Source organism: Pseudomonas sp. PS01299, from assembly GCF_029960145.1.
Lineage (GTDB): Bacteria > Pseudomonadota > Gammaproteobacteria > Pseudomonadales > Pseudomonadaceae > Aquipseudomonas > Aquipseudomonas putida_A.
In genome coordinates this window covers 1-20,569 of the sequence record NZ_JASCPO010000040.1, presented here as the reverse complement: position 1 = coordinate 20,569, position 20,569 = coordinate 1, and the positions used below count along the sequence as shown (strand labels likewise).

Sequence of the window (20,569 nt, the reverse complement as noted above, 5' to 3'; positions counted from 1 at the left end):
GCGACGCGTTTTGATAGAGACGTTATTATGTTACCCGTTCTCGCCTCCTTGAGTGGTCATCGTGTCCCGACTTTTTTCTGTTTTTGTGGCGTTTATCGCCAGTTTTCTGCTGATCGGTTCGGCTCAGGCCGAGGTCAGGGTTCTCACCAGCATCAAACCGCTGCAGTTGATTGCCGCGGCGGTGCAGGACGGGATCGCCATTCCGGAAGTGCTGCTGCCACCGGGTGCCTCGCCGCACAATTACGCCCTGCGCCCGTCCGACGTACGGAAGGTGCAATCGGTGGATCTGCTGTACTGGATCGGCCCGGATATGGAAGGTTTCCTGCCGCGCGTGCTGAACGGTCGTACGCTGCCGAGCGTCGCCGTGCAGGACCTGCCGGGTATGAAGTTGCGCCGCTTTGCCGAAGACAGCCACTCCCACGCCGAAGACGCCGACGAGCATGATCACGATCACCGCCCGGGCACCCTGGACGCGCATTTGTGGCTATCGCCGGTCAATGCTCGGGTCATTGCCGAGAAAATGGCTGCCGACCTCAGCGCAGCCGATCCGGCCAACGCCGAACGCTATCAGAGCAACGCCAAGGCTTTCGATGAGCGCCTCGACGCACTGGATGCACGCTTGAAGAAGCGCATGGCTGATGTCGAGGGCAAACCGTACTTCGTGTTCCACGAAGCGTTCGATTACTTCGAAGACGCTTACGGCCTGAAGCACACCGGGGTATTCAGTGTGGCAGCGGAAGTGCAGCCCGGCGCGCAGCATGTGGCGGCAATGCGCAAACGCCTGCAGGAAGTCGGCAAGACCTGTGTGTTCAGCGAACCGCCGCTGCGTCCACGTCTGGCGGAAACCCTGGTGGCGGGCCTGCCGGTGAAACTGGCGGAGCTGGATGCGTTGGGCGGCTATACACCGGCGACAGCTCAGGGGTATGAGCAGGTGCTGGAGAAGCTGGGCAACGATCTGGCCGGGTGCCTGGAATCGTTGTAACCCCACAAGACCCGTGGCGAGGGAGCTTGCTCCCGCTTGAGTGCGCAGCACTCACAAAATATGGCTGACTGCCAGAATTTTGGGGCCGCTTCGCAACCCAGCGCGAGCAAGCTCGCTCGCCACACTTTAAAGCGCGAACGGTAGAGGGGTGTTGACCTGCTGCCGCTGCGCCAAACGCTGCTCGAACTCCTGCGGATCGTGAATCAGCACGTCCTGCCCGGCAAACTGCTCGGCGGCGATCAATCGCGACAGCCAGAACCGTACACAGGCCACACGCAGCAGGGTCGGCCATAGCTCCGCTTCAGCGGCAGTGAACGGACGCAGCGCCGCATAGGCGCCGAGGAATGCGCGGGCACGCGGCCCATCAATCAAGCCATCCTCATCCGAACACCAGTCGTTCAAAGCAATCGCCACGTCATAGAGCATCGGTCCCGAGCAGGCGTTGTAGAAGTCGATCAACCCGGTCAGGTGCGTGCCTTCGAACATCGCGTTATCACGGAACAGGTCGGCATGAATGTTGGCTCGTGGCAGCGCGAGAATTCTTTCTTTCTGCACAGTGATTTCATCCAGCGCCTTGCGCAGCAGCACACGCGGCTCGTCCGCCAGATGCGAGAGAAACTCGGTGCCCTCCTCCAGCATCCAGTCCAGGCCACGATCGGTCTTGCGCTTGATCATGCGCTCGCCCTGAGTCGCCAGGTGCAGATGCGCCTGCAACTCGCCGACCTGCACGCAATGCTGGGCGTTGGCAACTTTGATGTGCTTGCCGGACAGGCGCGGTTGCAGCAGCGCCGGTTTACCCTTCAGTTCACGCAGAGCCACGCCGTCAGTGGTACGCAGCGCGTAGGGCACCGGCAGATCGGCCTCGTGCAGCACGTCGAGCAGGTCGATGAAGAACGGCATTTCCTGCACCGGGCCGCGCTCGACCAGGGTCAGGACGAATTCGCCCTGCTCCAGGCTGATAAAGAAATTGGTGTTTTCGCTGCCGGCGGCGATCCCCTGGAAATCAAGCAGACGGCCGAGCCCGTAAGGGGCGAGAAAGGTTTCCAGCTCGGGCCGAGCCAGGGGGGTGAACACAGACATGGTTAAAAACTGCTCAGTTCGGGCGCCGCCAGCACAGCGGCGCCGATTAATTTAAGAGACTACTTCCATTCGAAAATCTTCCACGACGGAATCAGCATATCCGGCTGATCCGAGCGGATGAAGTTTGCATCGGTACCGTCCGCACGCACCAGAAAATAGGGCGGGAATCCTTTCTGGGTAACCTTGATCGCGTACAGGAAGCCGTTCTGCCGGTACTCCTGAATGGTTTTGTCACCCTCGGTGTGGATGGTGACTTCCGGATCTGCCGACGGCGCATCATCCGCCGCGATCGCGGCCAGCGGTGAGGCAGCAATCAAACCGACCAGCAGCAAGCGATTTAACGTACGCATGATAACCTTGTCCCTTTGTCGTCAACGGTCCCGCTATTCTAGCGCCGGGCCCGCCGAAAAGGTTGATTCTGCTCATGAGCCAAGCCCCCCTCGTCCTGGTGGACGGTTCGTCTTACCTGTACCGCGCTTTCCACGCCCTGCCACCGCTGACCACCTCCAAAGGCCTGCCGACCGGCGCGGTCAAAGGTGTGCTGAACATGCTCAAGAGTCTGCGCAAGCAGTACCCGGACAGCCCGTTCGCCGTGGTCTTCGATGCCAAGGGCGGGACGTTTCGCGATGAGATGTACGCCGAATACAAGGCCAACCGCCCGAGCATGCCCGACGACATGCGCGTGCAGATCGAGCCGCTGCACCAGAGCGTGATCGCCCTCGGCTTCCCGCTGCTGTGCGTGGAAGGCGTCGAGGCTGACGACGTGATCGGCACCCTGGCACGCAGCAGCGCGGCGGCGGATCGCCCGGTGATCATCTCCACCGGCGACAAGGACATGGCGCAACTGGTCGATGGCCACATTACCTTGGTCAACACCATGTCCGGTAGCTCGATGGACGTGGAGGGCGTGAAGGAGAAATTCGGCGTCGCACCCGAGCAGATCATCGATTATCTAGCGCTGATGGGCGATTCTTCCGACAACATTCCGGGCGTTCCCGGCATCGGTCCAAAGACCGCCTCCGGCCTGCTGGTCGGCGTCAACGGCGGCCTGACCGAGCTGTACGCGAATCTCGACATCGTCCCGACCCTGCCGATTCGCGGCGCGAAAACCCTGCCGGCCAAGCTCGAAGAGCACAAGGAGATGGCTTTCCTCTCCTATCAACTGGCGACCATCAAGGTCGACGTGCCGCTGGACATCGGCCTCGATGACCTGCAGATGGGCGCGGAAGACCCGGCCAAGCTCTACGAGCTGTACACCTTGCTGGAATTCAAGAGCTGGCTGAACGACCTCGATCGTGACGCCAAGCGCCAGGAACTGAGCGCGGCCGCCGAACCTGCGCCGGCTGGCGATCTGTTCAGCCCCCGCGCAGAAGAAGCCCCTGCCGCTCCAACCGAAGCAGCGTATGAAACCATCCTTGATCAGGCGCGTTTCGACGTCTGGCTGGAGAAACTGAACAACGCCAAGCTGTTCGCTTTCGACACCGAAACCACCGGCATCGACGCGCAACAGGCGCAACTGGTCGGCCTTTCGTTCGCGGTGCAAGCCAACGAAGCCGCGTACATTCCGCTGACCCACTCCTACATCGGCGTGCCGGAGCAGCTGGATCGCGACACGGTGCTGCGTGCGTTGAAGCCGATCCTGGAAGACCCGAACAAACTCAAGGTCGGCCAGCACGCCAAGTTCGACATGAACATTCTGGCCAACTGCGCCATCGGCGGTGATCAGAACGAAGGCATCACCGTGCGCGGCATCGCTTTCGACACCATGCTTGAGTCCTACGTGCTCAATTCCACCGCGACCCGCCACGACATGGACAGCCTCGCGCAGAAGTACCTGGATCACACCACCGTGAGCTTTCAGGACATCGCCGGCAAGGGCGCCAAGCAGCTGACCTTCGACCAGATCGCTCTGGAGCAGGCCGGCCCATACGCAGCCGAAGATGCCGACATCACCCTGCGCCTGCATCAGACCCTGTTTGAAAAACTCAGCGCAATCCCGAGCCTGGCCAGCGTGCTGACCGACATCGAAATCCCGCTGGTGCCGGTGCTGGCGCGCATCGAGCGTCAGGGCGCGTTCGTCGATGCCGAACTGCTCGGCATCCAGAGCATTGAGCTGGGCAACAAGATGGTCGCGCTGGAGCGAGAAGCCTTCGAAATTGCCGGTGAAGAATTCAACCTCGGCTCGCCAAAGCAGCTGGGCGTGATCCTCTACGAAAAGCTCGGACTGCCGGTGCTGAAGAAAACCGCCAAGGGCCAGCCATCGACCGCCGAGGAAGTGCTGGCGAAACTGGCCGAGGACGATCACCGCTTGCCAAAAGTGCTGATGGAACACCGTTCCATGAGCAAACTGAAAAGCACCTACACCGATCGCCTGCCGGAGCAGATCAACCCGCGCACCGGGCGTATCCACACCTCGTACCACCAGGCCGTGGCATCGACCGGGCGCTTGTCCTCCAGCGATCCGAACCTGCAGAACATTCCGGTGCGTACCGCTGAAGGCCGGCGTATCCGTCAGGCGTTCGTCGCGCCCAAAGGCTACAAACTGCTGGCAGCGGACTATTCGCAGATCGAACTGCGGATCATGGCCCACTTGTCCAAGGACGAAGGCCTGATGAATGCCTTCCGCAACAATCTGGACGTGCACACCGCAACCGCCGCTGAAGTATTCAAGGTCGAGCTGAGCGAAGTGACGTCCGACCAGCGCCGTGGCGCCAAGGCGATCAACTTCGGCCTGATCTACGGCATGGGCGCGCAGAAGCTCGGCAAGGACATCGGCGTCGACACCAAGACCGCCAAGGCTTACATCGACACCTACTTCGCCCGCTACCCGGGTGTGCGCGAATACATGGAGCGCACCCGCAAGCAGGCAGCGGATCAGGGTTACGTCGAGACCTTCTTCGGTCGTCGCCTATATCTGCCGGAAATCAACTCCAACAAGCCGCAGGAACGCGCTGCCGCCGAACGCACGGCGATCAACGCGCCGATGCAAGGCACCGCCGCCGACATCATCAAGAAAGCGATGGTGGCGGTGGATAACTGGCTGGCGTCTTCGGAGCTGAACGCCAAAGTCATCCTGCAGGTGCACGACGAACTGGTACTGGAGGTTCGCGAGGATCTGGTCGATCAGGTGAGTCAGGAAATCCGCCTGCACATGAGCGAAGCGGCGAAACTGGACGTGCCGTTGCTGGTGGAAGTCGGCGTCGGCAACAACTGGGATGAGGCGCACTGAGGCGTCTAGGTCGGGCGTTTGCCGCGACACACTGTCGCGGCAAACGGCCGAAAAGCGCTTATTTCGAATCGCGCTTGCGGTTATTCCAAAGCTTTTTGAAAAAAATCTGAACTAATCTGACAACTCACTACTCAGAGATACTGAATGGCTGGTGAAGCCCTTCGATGCTCCTATGTTGTGTTAAGTGTTGGCAGATATCTGAACCCCGCCCTAGCGGTTCGGAACTTGAACCCCGGAACTTCTCCCTCCCCATATGAAGTCCGGGGCTTTTTTTGCCTCAAAACTGCCTGTGGCGCAGCCATGCTGCGTTAAAAGCGCAACAAAAAATGCTCATTTAGGTCCCCTAAACTCCGCTTTTTTGTTGCACTTTTGCCTTGCCTGGCAGCACCACAGACAGTTTTGATATTCCCTTATTCTGCCTCGGTCGCCGCTTCGGCGCCCTTGTCAGCCAGTTCCATCCAGCCTGCCAACACAGTGTAGGCCTCTTCCAGGCCCATGCGTTTTGGCGCCGAGAACAGCTGGATTGTCACCAGATCGCCCCAGCCCTTGCGGATTTCCGCCTGCACCTTCAGCAGCGTGTTCTTGGCGGCGCCGTACGTCAGCTTGTCGGCCTTGGTCAGCAGAATATGCATCGGCATGCCGGCCGCAACGGCCCAGTCGAGCATCAGCAGGTCGAAGTCGGTCATTGGATGACGGATGTCCATCATCAGAATCAAACCCTTCAAACTCTCCCGGCCACCGAGGTACGCCTCGAGGTGACGCTGCCAGTGTTGCTTGAGCGGGATCGGTACTTTTGCATAACCGTAGCCCGGCAGGTCGACCAGACGCCGTTCATCGTCTAGCTTGAAGAAGTTCAACAGCTGTGTGCGACCCGGGGTTTTCGAGGTGCGCGCCAGACTGGCGTGAGTCAGGGTGTTCAGTGCGCTGGATTTACCGGCGTTGGAACGACCGGCGAACGCCACTTCGAAGCCTTCGTCGTCAGGGCATTGATCGACTTTGGCGGCACTGAGCATGAACGTGGACTGTTGGCACAGGCCGAGGATGGGATTCTTGAGTTGCATGGGATTTCCGATGTGGGCGGCGCCGGGATTGGGCGCGGAACGCGGTGTCGCTTCCGTTTCAGTGACGCCAGTATATAATGCCGCAGATTTTGTGTGTGCTTTGTCCCAGCGAAGGATGAAGTTCACGAGAGCCAAAGACCTTGATTGCGCATCAGAACGCAGAACGCTCTCAACCCTGAAAAGGTCGTTTTATGACGAAATGGCTGCTGGCTGCCGGAGTCCTGATACCGCTTTGCGGCGCACAGGCTACACAGGAACCGGAAGCCGTGTACAACCGTGTTTGTGGTGCCTGTCATTCCGGCCAACTACCCATGGCGCCCGAAAGAGGCGATCAGGCAGCTTGGACGCCGAGGTTGGCGAAAGGTATGGAGACGCTGGTGCAACACGTGACCCAGGGTTTCAAGGCGATGCCGCCGCGTGGTTTGTGCATGGACTGCAGTGCCGAGGATTACCAGGCCATCATCCTTTGGATGAGCGAGAGTAAACCCGGTCCATAACTCTTAACCCTTAGCCGTAGTTGGATTAGCTGATGAACAAATTGATCGTGAGTCTGCTGTTGACCGTGGGAATTTCAGGCTTCGCCCATGCTGCCGGTGATGCCGCCGCCGGCCAGGCGAAAGCTGCCGTCTGCGGAGCCTGCCATGGCCCGGACGGGAACAGCATGGCGCCAAACTTCCCGAAACTGGCAGGTCAGGGTGAACGCTACCTGACCAAGCAACTGCACGACATCAAGTCGGGCAAGCGCACCGTTCTGGAAATGACCGGCCTGCTGACCAACCTGAGCGACCAGGATCTGGCTGACATCGCAGCCTACTTCGCCAGCCAGAAAGGCAGCGTCGGCGCAGCCGATCCGAAGATCGTCGCTCGCGGTGAAGCTTTGTTCCGCGGCGGTAATCTGGCCAAGGGGCTGCCAGCCTGCACCGGTTGCCACTCGCCGAATGGCGCCGGCAACGCCGCCGCTGGCTTCCCGCATCTGGGTGGTCAACACGCTCAATACATCGCCAAGCAACTGACCGATTTCCGTAAGGAAGAAGGCGGCCGCAACAACGACGGCGACACCATGACGATGCAGACCATCGCCAAGCGCTTGAGCGACGAAGACATTGCCGCAGTCTCCAGCTACATCCAGGGCCTGCACTAACCGCCCTGAATCGAGCATTAACGGTGATGGACATCTCCTGCAACGTTAACGCTCGATTAATCCGTCGCAGCAAGTATAAAAAGGGTGGCTTTGGCCGCCCTTTTTTGTGGCCGCTGCCGTTACACTACAGAACTCATGCCCGCCAGGATCTGTCTGAAAACAGGTCGCGCGAGGCGACCAAAATTGTCCAGGAGTAAAGCATGCGTAATCTGATCATCAGCGCCGCTCTCGTCGCTGCCAGCCTGTTCGGCGTGACCGCCCAGGCCGCCGAAGCACCGGCCGCCCCTTATGTCGAGCTGGCCAACCCGGTACCGGTGGCAGAGCCTGGCAAGATCGAAGTGGTCGAGCTGTTCTGGTATGGCTGCCCGCACTGCTACGCGTTTGAGCCGGTGATCAATCCCTGGGTTGAAAAACTGCCGTCCGACGTCAACTTCGTACGCATTCCTGCCATGTTCGGCGGCCCGTGGGACGCTCACGGCCAAATGTTCCTGACCCTGGAAGCAATGGGCGTCGAGCACAAGGTTCACGCTGCGGTTTTCGAAGCAATCCAGAAACAACACAAGAAGCTGACCGACAAGAACGACATGGCTGACTTCCTCGCCACACAAGGCGTGGACAAGGACAAGTTCCTCGCCACCTTTGACTCGTTCGCGATCAAAGGTCAGATCGTCAAAGCGCGTGAGCTGGCCAAGAAGTATGAAATCACTGGCGTGCCAACCATGATCGTCAACGGCAAGTACCGCTTCGACATCGGCTCTGCCGGTGGTGCCGAGCAAGCCCTGAAACTGGCTGATCAGCTGGTCGCCAAAGAGCGAGCGGCCAACAAGGCAGCCGCCAACTAAGCGCGGTAACCGCCATGCGCCGCTGGGGCACCGAACGCAGCGTTGGCCTGCATGATCCGCAGGTCAACGAGCATCACCTGGAGTCCACGGGCCTGCCCGCAGACCATCGTCTGCGCTTGCTCAGTTTCAATATCCAGGTCGGCATCAGCACCGAGCGCTATCGGCATTATCTGACCCGCAGCTGGCAGCACCTGCTACCGCACACCGGGCGCTCAGGCAATCTGCAGAAGATCGGTGACCTGCTTGGCGACTTCGATCTGGTCGCCCTGCAGGAAGCCGATGGCGGCAGTCTGCGCTCAGGCTACGTCAATCAAGTCGAACACCTGGCCCACCTCGGCGCCTTCCCCTACTGGTATCAACAACTCAATCGCAACCTCGGCCGACTGGCCCAGCACAGCAACGGCGTGCTCAGTCGCCTGAAACCGTGGGCGATCGAAGATCATCCGCTGCCCGGCCCGAAAGGTCGCGGCGCGATCCTGCTGCGCTTCGGTGAAGGTCCGGAGGCGCTGGTGGTGGTGATGATGCATCTGGCGCTCGGCGCACGGGTGCGCAGCCTGCAACTGGCCTATATTCGTGACCTGATCAGTGGCTACAAGCACCAGATATTGATGGGCGACATGAACACCCATGCCAGTGATCTGCTACAACAGTCACCGTTACGCGATCTCGGCCTGCTGGCCCCGCAGATGCAAGCCACCTTTCCCAGTTGGCGGCCACAGCGATGCCTTGATCATATTTTGCTCAGCCCGACCCTGACCCTGGAAAAGGTCGAAGTGCTGGCCCAACCCATTTCCGATCACCTGCCGGTCGCGGTAGAGATTCGTCTGCCGGGTTCGCTCACGGCCGATGCATTGCCCGCGTTGAGTCCTGCCCCTCGCGGAACCCCTGAATGAGCGACGACGCCCAGCGCTGGAAAGAGAAGTACCTCAAAAGCATCGAACAACAGGACAAGCTCGAACGTCGCTGGGCCGCCCGGCTCGACTTGCTGCGCCGCGGTCTGGTGCGCAGCACGCTGGCCGCTGAAGGCACCGACAAGGTCGTTGATCAGTGCATGAAAGAGATGCGCGATGTGGTGCGCACCGACGACATGGACGCCGGCCTCGCCGCCCTGCTGCCGCGCCTGGAAAAAGCCGTGCTCGATTCCGAGCAACGTCGCGAAACCCGAATCGATCAGGTCAGCACCGCGCTTACCGCGCTGGTCACCCAGCTACAAGCGCTGCCGCTGCCCCGGGAAGTCGCCCAGCCGCTGAAGAAATTCGCCAAGCAACTCGACAGCCGGGTCGGCCAGGCGCGGGAAATGCCGCTGCTGCTGAGCGAACTCAGTGGTTTGCAGGGCAAGGCGTTGAGCCAGCTGGAAACACCGCCCGAGCCGGACCGTCCGGGCTTTCTGCAGCGTTTGTTTGGCAGCCGCGACAGTGAAGGGGTGCCAGAGTCTTCGGATCAGCCTCAGGCGCCGACGCCGACGCCGGCCAACGCTGAACCTGCATCTGAGCCGGTACCCGCGCCAACCGCAGCGGTCGAGCCGATTCCGGCAGCACCCGTCACCGTAGCGGCCATCGCGCAACCACCAGAGGCCGAGCTTAAGCAAACGCCAGCAGTGAAGCCCGAGTCCGAATCACCTGTGTTCGCGTTCGTGCCTCCGGTCATTGCTGCCGAGCCGATCAGCGAACCCGTTGCTGCACCTGCACTACCAGCGGCCGAACCTGAAGCCGAACGGCCGACCACCCCGATCACGGCGCCAGCACCTGCTGCCGCGTTCAACCCCGACGAGTTGATCCACCCGGGCGACATCCCGGCACCGTTGCTCCTCGATAGTCTGCCCCTGCCCGAACCGATTGCCCAGGCTTTGGCCGCCATCGATCCGGAGCAACCCGAGCAGGACATTCTGTACGCCCTGCCCGATTCCCCGGAGCCGTCTTACAGTTCAGTGGCCAAACACATCGAAGACACGCTGATCGGGCTGCTCGACGACCTGACCTTGCCCGAGCGCCATCGCCCGCAGGCAGAGGCGATGCGCGACCGGTTGAAAAATGGCCTGAACTGGTACGAACTGCTGCCGATTCTCGACGATCTGGCGACGTTGATGCTGGCGATCACCGACAGCGGCCAGCACGAATTCGAAGCCTATCTGCAGCAACTCAACGAGCGCCTCGAAGCGTTCCAAAGCAACCTGCAGGCCGCCAGCGAAGGCCACGCCGACAACAGCTCGGCGGCGCGGGCGATGGACACGCAGATCCGCGAGCAGGTCGATGGTTTGCAGACCAGCATGCAGGAAGCGGCCGATCTGGATGACCTCAAGCAAGTGCTGGAGAACCATCTGGAAGGCCTGCTCGGCACCATGGATCAACACCAGAAACAACGCGATGCCCGCGAGCAGGAAGTGGCGGCACGCCTCAAGGGTCTGGCCGAGCGTGTGGCGCACATGGAGCAGGAAGCCCTGGGCTTTCGCGAACACCTGGAAGAACAGCGGCAGAAAGCCCTGATCGATCCGCTGACCGGCCTGCCCAACCGCGCCGCCTGGAGCGAACGCCTGGAACACGAGATCAAACAGTGGCAGCAACACGGCAACACCTTGAGTCTAGCGATGCTCGACCTTGATCATTTCAAGCGCATCAATGACAACTATGGCCATCTGGCCGGCGACAAGGTGCTGAAGATCATCGCCACAGTGCTGCGCAAACGCCTGCGCGCAGCGGATTTCATTGCCCGTTTTGGTGGTGAGGAATTCGTTCTGCTGCTGCCGGCGACCACGCCTGCGGTGGGCGCCAAACTGCTGGAGACCCTGCGCGCGGCAATCGAAGCCTGCCCGTTTCACTTCAAGGGCGAACGGGTGACGATCACCATTTCCATGGGCCTGGCGTCGTTCAAAACGGGAGAACACAGCGATCTGGTGCTCAAAAGAGCCGATCAGGCGCTTTACCGGGCGAAAAATGGCGGACGCAACCGGGTCGAGCTGGGCTGAGTAATTGTTCCATTTTGTTTAATTCAGCCCGCCGGCCGTCGAGACCCGAGGCAGTACGTTACACTGTTGCATTACTGTCTTGCGTGTACTGCCTCTTGCCATGAAATTTTTTACCCTTCTCGCGTCGCTGCTCATTCTGGCCGGTTGTGCCAGCGGCCCGCGTTACGACACCAGCCATCCTTCGGCCAATCACGACAGCCGCGTGCAGTTCGTGATCGTGCATTACACCTCGGCGTCGCTCGCGCGTTCGCTGCAACTGCTGACCCACGGCGAAGTCAGCAGCCACTACCTGATCGGCGATGACAAGGGCGGTACCATCTACAAGCTGATGGATGAAAACCAGCGCGCCTGGCACGCCGGGGAAAGCCAATGGCAGGGCCGCACCTGGCTCAACTCCAGCTCGATCGGTATCGAGATCGTCAATCCGGGCTTCAAGGACACGCCGACCGGGCGCCTGTGGTTCCCTTATAGCGAAGCGCAGATTCAGTCGCTGATCGTTCTGCTCAAGGACATCAGCAAGCGCCAAGGCATCAGCCCGCGCCATATCATCGGTCACAGCGACATCGCGCCCCTGCGCAAACTCGACCCCGGCCCACTGTTCCCATGGAAACGCCTGGCCGCCGAAGGCCTGGGCGTATGGCCTAATGAACAAGCGGTGGCGCGGCAGCAGGTGCTGTTCAACGCCGAATTGCCGAGCATCAGCTGGTTCCAGGAACAACTGGCGCGCGTCGGTTACGACACCCCGCAAACCGGCGAGCTGGATGTAGCGACGCGCCATGTGCTCGCAGCGTTCCAGATGCATTTCCGCCCTTCCCGTTTCGACGGTATGCCGGACGCGCAAACAGCCGCGTTGTTGCTGGTACTCAATCAGACAAAATAATGACGCCCGCCCGACGGTCAGGGCGAAATCGCAATCAGCAGCTATAACTCATTGGTAATTCTTCGGATATTCCATGATGGTTGCTACCCGAGCGACGCTGCGTAGCTGGTTTTATCGCCCGTGGTTTTTGGCGATGATCGCGGCTGTCCTCAGTGCAAGCCTGCTGATCGCCGGCGGAATGTTCGTCGCCATGCGCCAGATCGAGCAGAACGAGAGTCAGGAGATGAACGCCCAGGGCGAGCGTTTTCTGGCCCGCCTTGAGCAGCTGTTCGGGCAATTGCGCGAAAGTCTCGACGACCTCCAGGCGCAGCCGTTGCGCAGTTGCGATGAGGAAATGATCGCCACCCTGCAACAGGTCACGTTCAACTATCGCTTCGTGTATGAAGCGGCCTACATGGACGGCTCGCGGATCTGCTCCAACCGCCCCCGGCAGGAGGGACTGTCGGTCGTCCGCGCGCCGGACATCAAGGGCCCGACTTACAGCTACTGGCTCAACACCACCACCGAACCCGATGAAAACCGCGCGGCGCTGATGCTCGGGCGCGGCAACTTCCGCGTGGCGACATCGCGCGGGCATTTGACCGACATGGTCGACCTGCCACCGGACAGCAGCCTGCTGGTGGTACTCGATCATGGAAGGCGAGCGATTCCGGTGCTCGGCACAGCCCAGACCTGGCCACCGAGCGAAGTCTGGCCACCGAAGAGCCGCGAGGCCCTGCAAGTCACCCAGTCACGGCTGATCTATCGCATGCCAACCAACAATCCGGAATACCAATTGGTGCTGATCACCCCGCGCAGTGGCATGCACATCCCGACCGTCTGGTGGTGGATGGTGCCGGCCTGCCTGCTGCTGGGGGCGTTTGCTGGTTTCTTCGTGTTTCTACTGGTGCGTCAGCGCCAGTCACTGGACGCCGAGCTGCAGGGTGCGATTCGGCGTGGCGAGCTGCAAGTCCTGTATCAACCAATCTTCGACCTCGACAGCCGCAATTGCGTGGGCGCCGAAGCCCTGCTGCGCTGGCGCCGCCCGGACGGCACCCTGACCAGCCCCGACCTGTTCATTCCATTGGCAGAAAACACCGGGCAGATACGGCAGATGACCGATTTCGTCCTGCAGCGGCTGCTGGAGCAATTGGGGCCGGTGCTACGCGCGAATCCGCAACTGTACATCTCGGTCAACCTTGCGGCGTGCGACGTGATGGTGCCGCGCATCGGTCAAGTCATGGCCAGGCTGTTGACCCTGCACCGGGTTGCGGCGCGGCAGATTGCCTTCGAAGTCACCGAGCGCGGGCTGATCGATGTGGTGGTGGCGCGGGAGAACCTGCAAGCCTTGCGCGATGTCGGCCATCAAGTGTTGATCGACGATTTCGGTACCGGTTATTGCAGCCTCGCCTATCTGCAGACGCTGCCGGTGGATTGCCTGAAAATCGACAAGGCCTTCATCGACGCACTCGGTCATGACGCGGCGAGCAGTGGCGTTGCTCCGCACATCATTCACATGGCGCAGGCACTGGATCTGAAGGTGATTGCCGAGGGCATCGAGCACGAAGCGCAAGCCGTGTTTCTCAGCAGCGAGGGGGTCAAGTTCGGTCAGGGCTGGCTTTTCGCCCAGGCCTTGAGTGCGGTGCAGTTCATTGAACTGATCACCCGTGGACGGCGCCTCGCCGGACGCCGGCTGGATGACGAAGCCTAGACCGCCAGCGCCATGTAGAACTGCGTGCCCTGTCCCGGCCGCGAATAGACGCCCATGCGCCCGCCATGCAACTGGACGATTTCCTTGCACAGCGCCAGGCCAAGGCCGGCGCCGCCCTTTTTGCGCCCGACCTGCACGAACGGTTCAAAAATCCGCCCCTGCTGCCCGTAGGCAATGCCTTCGCCGTTGTCCTCGACGCTGATGATGACCCGCTCGCCATGCCGACGCGCCTGCAAGCGAATCTGCCCGTCGCGGGCGGTATGGCGCAGGGCGTTATCGATCAAGTTATCCAGTACCCGGTCCAGTTGCGCCTGATCGGCTTGCAGGCGCGGCAACGGCCCCTGCACTTCGACGTTCAACGCAATGCCTTTGGCCGCCGCCGCAGCCGCGAAGCGCGATTGCGCCTGCGTCAGCAAATCTTCGATGGAGCACGGCGCCAGGGTGAGTTTCTGTAAACCGTTCTGATAACGCGAGAAATTGAGCAAGTCATTGATCAACTGCATCAGGCGCTGCATCTCTTCATTGACCGTGTCGAGCAAGTCCGCCTCGCGTGACTCCGGGGGAAACTTCGCCCGCTCGCGAAACAGCCCGAACGCCATGTGCATGCCGGTGACCGGCGTGCGCAGCTCATGGGAGGCACGCAGCACAAACTCGCTGCGTACGCGCTCGAAGGCGCGCTGCTCGGTGACGTCATGCAGCACCATCACCGCGCCAAGAATATGCCCCTGGGTGTGGCTGACCGGCGTCAGGCTGTAAGTCAGCAGACGTGATTCGCCATCGACCTCGATGCTCAAATCTTCCGGAGCACGCTCAAGGGTGCCGCCGCGCAACACCAGTTGCAGTTGTGCGTCGAGTTCCGGGCGCTCCAGCGCTGTGCCCAAGCCCTGACCGAGTCGATCACTGTCCCAGCCCAACTGGCGCTGGGCCACTGGATTGAGGTGCTCCAGATGCCCTTCGCGATCAATCATCAGCAAGCCGTCGTCGATGCTGTCGAGCACCGCTTGCAAGCGTTGCTGACCGGCCAGCAGCTCGTCGACGTTGGTCGCCTGATGCTCGCGCAGCGCCTCGGCCATCAGCCCGAAGCGCTTGGTCAGTTGGTTCATTTCCATCGCCGAGGAAATCGGCAGCGTCACTTCGAAATTGCCTTGGCCGATGTTGTCCGCCGCTTGCGCCAGCGCCTCGATCGGCGCGCCGAAACGCCGGGCAATCGCATGTGCCGTGACAAAGCCGATGATCAGCACTGCCAGTCCCACCAGCCCGAGCAGGCCGGAGACCAGCAGCGCCCTTTCCCGGGCGTCATGCTGCACCGCGTTGATGTTGTCCAGCGCATGCTTGTGCTCGGCAATCAAACCATTGCGCAAGATGTTGAAACGTTCTCTGAGGTCGCTGTTGCCGCTGAGCACATTGCCCGGATTACGCGACAGCTCGAACGCCTGGAGAAAACTCAGATAGTCGGCCTTGGCCTGGGTAAACCCGTACTGGCGGCCATCGCCGTCGGCCTCCTGCGAAATGCCTTCATCCAGCAATTGCAGGTAATGCTGCTTTGACGCTTCGAACGCGGCGGGATCGGGTTTTTCGGCCAGCATCAGCACCAACTGGTCGCCGAGGGTCTGGCGCAATTTGAGCCCCAGGTCGAGGGTCACGAAGTTGCTGCGGATCGTTGCTTCCTGAGTACCGGCCATCTGCATCACGCTGACCAGCCCGAGCAACAGCCCGAGCAAGGCGACCGTGATCAGCGCAGAAATGCTCAGGAACAAGCGAGTGCGCAACTTCATCGCCAGTTTCATCGTCGGGCGCTCACAGGTTGTACTGCTTGCGCTTGCGATACAGGGTCGACGCGTCTATGCCCAGGGTTTTCGCCGCCTGATCCAGAGTGCCCGCCGTCGCCAGCACCGCGCCGATGTGGGCTTTTTCCAGTTCATCGAGGCTCAGCGCGGCGCCGACTCGAGGTGCGTTGTTCGCCGGCTGCTCGGTCATGCCGAGGTGGCTGATTTCCACGCGTTCCTGCGGGCAGATGATGCTCGCCCGCTCCACCACGTTACGCAGCTCACGAATATTGCCCGGCCAGCGATAACCCAGCAGCGCCTCTCGCGCCTCGTCACTGAAGCCCCGGGCCGGGCGTGCGTACTCTTTGACGAAGCGCGCGAGGAAGCGGTCGGCCAGGGTCAGGATGTCCTCGGCACGTTCGCGCAATGGCGGCAGATGCAGGGTGATCACGTTGAGGCGATACAGCAGGTCTTCACGGAAGCGCCCGTCGCGCACCATGTCTTCGAGATTAAGGTTGGTCGCGGCGAGAATCCGCACATCGGCACGACGGGTCACTGGATCCCCTACCCGCTCGTATTCCTTGTCCTGAATAAAACGCAGCAACTTGGGTTGCAAAGTCAGCGGAAAATCGCCGATCTCGTCGAGAAACAGCGTGCCGCCGTCCGCCTGATTGACTCGACCAAGCGTACTTTCGCTGGCGCCGGTAAACGCACCGCGACTGTGACCGAACAGCTCGCTTTCCATCAACTCTGCGGTCAACGACGGGCAGTTGATGGTCACGCAGGATTTCTTCTCGCGCTTGCTCCAACCATGAATGGCCCGGGCCAGTTCCCCTTTACCCGTGCCGGATTCGCCGAGGATGAGGATGTTGGCGTCGGTACCGGCAACCTGCCGCGCAGTTTCCAGCACCACTTTCATCGCCGGGCTGTGAGAGTCGAGGCCGTCCTTGGGTTTGCGGATCTCGCCTTCGAGGGCTTCCAGACGCGCCGAGAGCTGGCGCACTTCCAGCTGCTTGGCGGTGGCCAGACGCAACTGGTCGGGGCTGCACGGTTTGACCAGATAGTCGGCGGCGCCCGCCTGGATCGCGTCCACCGCGGTATCGACCGCCGAATGCGCGGTGACAATCACCACCCGCATCCATGGCGCCTGAACGCGCATCTGCGCCAGTACATCGAGACCGTTGTCTTCACCCAGACGCAAATCAAGGAAGCACAGGTCGAATACCTGGCGTTGCAACAGTGCATCAGCCTGAGCCGCGCTGTTGGCGGTGGCCACCGTATAACCTTCGTCTTCGAGGCAGTAACGAAAGGTTCGCAGGATGGCGGACTCGTCGTCCACCAGCAGAATGCGGCCTTGATGCTCAGTGGCAGATTCCATTTTTCCTACGCTCCATAGTGATTGATCTTGGGTTAGTCCCGGAAAAATCGGGCAAGTTGCATGGTTGATTCTGAACGATGCGAGCCATGGGAGGGTAGCTCTCTCCTGCCTTGACGGCCAATCCGTTGATTTTGTTGAGTTTTTAAACAATCACCGATTTACAGAGGGTTCCCTGCGTACTTTTCTGACATCCGGGACGTGCTCTCAATTCCATAAGAATGAAATCTCCTACGAAATAATCATGCATTTCGCACGACCGTAGATGACCCATCGTGCAGGATGCGTCCGTCGCTGAATTCTACTCACTCGCAAACCATTGATTTTATTGAATATTTTTCAAATAAAAAACTGGCATGCAGCCTGCAATAACTCATTCAGCCCGGGCAGATTCCACTGCCCTAACCGAATAAGAGTGAGGAACCCAGGATGACTCGCCAACGTGCCGCCCAAGTGCGTATCTCGCCACTGCATATCCAGCAAGGCCTGTTTGGCGTACTTGCACTGTTGATCACCCTGATTGCCTGCCAGCAATACCTGAGCTGGGAAAACAGCCAGAAGCCTGAGCCGCTGATCTCGATTCAACACAGCACGCAGACGCACTTCAGCGCAGTCAGCAGCAGTCAAACCGAAAGCGCTTCGATGCGCATGATGGATGTCGATCAGCCACAGCCGCTGGATCAACTGCCACGTGAAGAGCGCTGGGTTTTCTGACGAACCGAAGAATTCAGGCGCATCGCGCCGGAACACGCAATATCCCTAAATAGAGAAGTAAGGAGAATCACCATGTTGAGCTGGGCAATTACATTCTTGATCATTGCCATCATCGCCGCCGTACTGGGCTTCGGTGGTATCGCGGGCACCGCCACGGGTATCGCCAAGATTCTCTTTGTCGTGTTCCTGGTGATGTTCATCGCTTCCTTCTTCTTTGGCCGTCGCGGCCGAGGTTAACGATGATTGCTTTGAAGACACTGGCAGCCGCCCTGCTTATGGGCGGTAGTGCCATGGCGATGGCGGCCAATGATGGCCAGGCGCGGGTCAACGAGCTGCTCAGCTCCGACCCGCAATACCGCGAAACCTGGCAAGGCGTTGTAAAGAACGAAGAACGCCTGCCGGAATGGGTGATGAACCTGTCCGGCACTTCCGAACAGCAGATGAACGCGGTGGTAGAAGATGGCGACAAGTATCTGGTTGGCCCGCTCTGCGAAAATGCGGACAAGTGCCTCAACCATCGCTTGATCGTCGCGTTCAGCTTCGACAAGGACGATGCCTACGGCATGCTGGTTGATGTGCCCGAAGGCCTGCCGTCCGACAAGTCGCCAACGCGACATGCCACGTACAGGTTCTTCGGCAAGCCCGATCAGGGCATGCAGGATCTGCTGATGGAAACCCTGAAGAAAGATCCGAAGTGGTACTGAGTTTGAACACGAAGGCAGCGGCCTCGCTGCCTTCCATTGCGCCCACCCGAGGAAGGTCGGCGCATGACCAGGGGGCCGGGACGTTCTGACTGTTACAGGGTCGGAGTGACCTACGGGTACAGGGAGTGCCTGCGCGAGGGCCGGGTCAGGGTAAAAGCTGCGACGCAGGTTCGCCGACCCTCAGTGGCTCGACGGACTTGCGCTGAGCTTTATCCGAAGCAAAAAACATTGATCCAGAGCGTCCTGCTCGTCTTTGAATGCCTCACACTGCGCGCGAAAACATTACGCGGTGTTTCCTGGCGACCGTATATCGAGAAAGAATCCCTTTAAACAGTGGGACATATAGTCTGCAAACGTAGGCTTTTTCTTAAAATTTCCGTCGAAATTTCTCGTTTAAAAAATAACCAATCTACGCTGCAATGGCCGGTTCACGGCACTTATGCCGGCTGAAATGTCGTAATCGAACCGGTTGGGACGCGAGTTTCATTTAAAAAAGCTCATGCCGATTCGGCATAGGGTAGGCGTTTACGGCATTAGACGGCGCAACCTTGCATCGGAATAGTTGCGCCTTTTTTCGCCTGCCGAAGAGCCGTAAATACGCGCTTCGGGGCACCTTATACGGAGGCAGATGCACAGACTTTTCCGCTGACAGAGCGTTCCAGTTCCTGCATGTGCCTGAGTCAAACGCAAGTAAGGGTAAAGATAATGAAGAAGGCAAAACTCAGCCTCGCCTGGCAGATCCTCATCGGTCTGGTTTTTAGGGATTGCAATTGGTGCGTTGCTCAACCACTTCAGTGCCGAAAAAGCCTGGTGGATCAGCAACGTCCTGCAACCGGCAGGCGATATCTTTATCCGTCTGATCAAGATGATCGTGATCCCGATCGTCATCTCCTCCCTGATCGTCGGCATTGCCGGCGTGGGCGACGCCAAGAAACTCGGGCGTATCGGCCTGAAGACCATCATCTATTTCGAAATCGTCACCACCATCGCGATCCTTGTCGGTCTGGTGCTGGCGAACGTATTCCACCCGGGCGCCGGCATCGACATGAGCACCCTGGGCACGGTGGATATCTCCAAGTACCAGGCGACCGCCGCCGAAGTGCAGCATGAACACGCGTTCATCGAGACCATCCTCAACCTGATCCCGTCGAACATCTTCGCGGCCATGGCCCGCGGCGAAATGCTGCCGATCATCTTCTTCTCCGTGCTGTTTGGTCTCGGTCTGTCGAGCCTGCAGTCGGACCTGCGCGAGCCGCTGGTGAAGATGTTCCAGGGCGTCTCGGAAAGCATGTTCAAAGTCACCCACATGATCATGAACTACGCGCCGATCGGCGTGTTCGCCCTGATCGCGGTGACCGTGGCCAACTTCGGTTTCGCCTCGCTGCTGCCGCTGGCCAAACTGGTGATCCTGGTTTACGTCGCCATCGCCTTCTTCGCCTTCGTGGTGCTGGGCCTGATCGCCAAGCTGTTCGGCTTCTCGGTGATCAAGCTGATGCGCATCTTCAAGGATGAGCTGGTCCTGGCTTACTCCACCGCCTCCTCGGAAACCGTGCTGCCACGCGTGATCGAGAAGATGGAAGCCTACGGCGCACCGAAAGCCATCTGCAGCTTCGTGGTACCGACCGGCTATTCGTTCAACCTCGACGGTTCGACCCTGTACCAGTCGATCGCCGCGATCTTCATTGCCCAGCTGTACGGCATCGATCTGTCGATCAGCCAGCAATTGCTGCTGGTGCTGACCCTGATGGTCACCTCCAAAGGCATCGCCGGCGTACCGGGCGTGTCCTTCGTAGTGCTGCTGGCGACGCTGGGCAGTGTCGGTATCCCGCTGGAAGGCCTGGCGTTCATCGCCGGTGTCGACCGCATCATGGACATGGCGCGTACCGCACTGAACGTGATCGGCAACGCCCTGGCAGTGCTGGTTATCGCGCGTTGGGAAGGCATGTACGACGACGCCAAGGGCGAGCGCTACTGGAACTCCCTGCCGCACTGGCGCAGCAAGGAAAAACTGCCGGCTGGCGAAATTTCCAAGAACTGACGCTCAACCTGTAGGAGTGAGCCTGCTCGCGATGAGGGCCGTATATTCAACATCTCTGTTGTTTGATACACCGCAATCGCGAGCAGGCTCACTCCTACATTGGAC

General features: G+C 60.1%; 17 protein-coding genes and 1 pseudogene. 13 read left to right on the top strand and 5 right to left on the bottom strand.

Going from position 1 to position 20,569, the window contains the following annotated elements:
- Nucleotides 1-61: 61 nt before the first annotated feature.
- Nucleotides 62-982, top strand: coding sequence for a zinc ABC transporter substrate-binding protein (locus tag QMX91_RS10030; protein WP_134785090.1), 921 nt, complete (start codon nt 62-64; stop codon nt 980-982).
- Nucleotides 983-1,108: 126 nt separating this feature from the next.
- Here QMX91_RS10030 and QMX91_RS10025 read toward each other — a convergent pair whose 3' ends face one another.
- A complete protein-coding gene (locus tag QMX91_RS10025) occupies nt 1,109-2,062 on the bottom strand; it encodes a homoserine kinase (protein ID WP_282412651.1) in 954 nt (317 codons plus the stop codon).
- 59 nt (nt 2,063-2,121) lie between these two features.
- Complete coding sequence (locus QMX91_RS10020; protein ID WP_134785088.1) at nt 2,122-2,412, bottom strand: DUF2782 domain-containing protein; 291 nt, start codon at nt 2,410-2,412, stop codon at nt 2,122-2,124.
- 74 nt (nt 2,413-2,486) lie between these two features.
- Between QMX91_RS10020 and polA the strand changes: the two genes are divergently transcribed.
- Nucleotides 2,487-5,291 (top strand): DNA polymerase I, encoded by a 2,805-nt coding sequence (gene polA, locus QMX91_RS10015; protein WP_282412650.1) that lies wholly within the window; start codon nt 2,487-2,489, stop codon nt 5,289-5,291.
- Between the two features lie 410 nt (nt 5,292-5,701).
- Here the strand turns inward: polA and yihA are convergent, their stop codons facing one another.
- Nucleotides 5,702-6,352 (bottom strand): ribosome biogenesis GTP-binding protein YihA/YsxC, encoded by a 651-nt coding sequence (yihA, locus tag QMX91_RS10010; RefSeq protein WP_007962753.1) that lies wholly within the window; start codon nt 6,350-6,352, stop codon nt 5,702-5,704.
- Nucleotides 6,353-6,543: 191 nt separating this feature from the next.
- Between yihA and QMX91_RS10005 the strand changes: the two genes are divergently transcribed.
- From QMX91_RS10005 to QMX91_RS09975, 7 genes are all read left to right on the top strand, one after another.
- A complete protein-coding gene (locus tag QMX91_RS10005; RefSeq protein ID WP_041073683.1) occupies nt 6,544-6,849 on the top strand; it encodes a c-type cytochrome in 306 nt (101 codons plus the stop codon).
- Nucleotides 6,850-6,881: 32 nt separating this feature from the next.
- Nucleotides 6,882-7,493, top strand: coding sequence for a c-type cytochrome (locus tag QMX91_RS10000; protein WP_016986443.1), 612 nt, complete (start codon nt 6,882-6,884; stop codon nt 7,491-7,493).
- A 200-nt stretch (nt 7,494-7,693) separates the two neighbouring features.
- Nucleotides 7,694-8,335: a thiol:disulfide interchange protein DsbA/DsbL gene (locus tag QMX91_RS09995; RefSeq protein ID WP_027610241.1), complete on the top strand. Its 642-nt coding sequence runs from the start codon at nt 7,694-7,696 to the stop codon at nt 8,333-8,335.
- 14 nt (nt 8,336-8,349) lie between these two features.
- Nucleotides 8,350-9,228, top strand: a complete 879-nt coding sequence (locus QMX91_RS09990) for an endonuclease/exonuclease/phosphatase family protein (RefSeq protein WP_027610242.1) — start codon at nt 8,350-8,352, stop codon at nt 9,226-9,228.
- Nucleotides 9,225-11,297: a diguanylate cyclase gene (locus QMX91_RS09985; RefSeq protein ID WP_282412649.1), complete on the top strand. Its 2,073-nt coding sequence runs from the start codon at nt 9,225-9,227 to the stop codon at nt 11,295-11,297. The genes QMX91_RS09990 and QMX91_RS09985 overlap by 4 nt, the downstream gene beginning before the upstream one ends.
- A gap of 100 nt (nt 11,298-11,397) precedes the next feature.
- Entirely contained in the window at nt 11,398-12,177 is a 780-nt protein-coding gene (locus QMX91_RS09980) for an N-acetylmuramoyl-L-alanine amidase (RefSeq protein ID WP_139055017.1), read from the top strand.
- Between the two features lie 73 nt (nt 12,178-12,250).
- Nucleotides 12,251-13,867: an EAL domain-containing protein gene (locus QMX91_RS09975; protein WP_098966462.1), complete on the top strand. Its 1,617-nt coding sequence runs from the start codon at nt 12,251-12,253 to the stop codon at nt 13,865-13,867.
- Here QMX91_RS09975 and QMX91_RS09970 read toward each other — a convergent pair.
- Together QMX91_RS09970 and algB are read right to left on the bottom strand one after the other, a co-directional pair.
- Nucleotides 13,864-15,654, bottom strand: coding sequence for a KinB sensor domain-containing domain (locus QMX91_RS09970; RefSeq protein WP_282412648.1), 1,791 nt, complete (start codon nt 15,652-15,654; stop codon nt 13,864-13,866). The two genes, QMX91_RS09975 and QMX91_RS09970, sit on opposite strands and share 4 nt — an antisense overlap.
- Before the next feature lie 10 nt (nt 15,655-15,664).
- Nucleotides 15,665-17,011, bottom strand: a complete 1,347-nt coding sequence (gene algB, locus QMX91_RS09965) for a sigma-54-dependent response regulator transcription factor AlgB (RefSeq protein ID WP_282412647.1) — start codon at nt 17,009-17,011, stop codon at nt 15,665-15,667.
- 426 nt (nt 17,012-17,437) lie between these two features.
- On the opposite strand from algB, the gene QMX91_RS09960 reads away from it, so the two are divergent.
- The 4 genes and pseudogenes from QMX91_RS09960 to gltP all read left to right on the top strand — a co-directional run bounded on the left by QMX91_RS09960 (nt 17,438) and on the right by gltP (nt 20,464).
- Nucleotides 17,438-17,722: a hypothetical protein gene (locus QMX91_RS09960; RefSeq protein ID WP_282412646.1), complete on the top strand. Its 285-nt coding sequence runs from the start codon at nt 17,438-17,440 to the stop codon at nt 17,720-17,722.
- 72 nt (nt 17,723-17,794) lie between these two features.
- Nucleotides 17,795-17,959, top strand: a complete 165-nt coding sequence (locus QMX91_RS09955; protein WP_003177151.1) for a DUF1328 domain-containing protein — start codon at nt 17,795-17,797, stop codon at nt 17,957-17,959.
- A gap of 2 nt (nt 17,960-17,961) precedes the next feature.
- Nucleotides 17,962-18,426, top strand: a complete 465-nt coding sequence (locus QMX91_RS09950; RefSeq protein WP_282412645.1) for an inhibitor of vertebrate lysozyme family protein — start codon at nt 17,962-17,964, stop codon at nt 18,424-18,426.
- Between the two features lie 705 nt (nt 18,427-19,131).
- A pseudogene (gltP, locus tag QMX91_RS09945) lies at nt 19,132-20,464 on the top strand (glutamate/aspartate:proton symporter GltP).
- Nucleotides 20,465-20,569 lie beyond the last annotated feature (105 nt).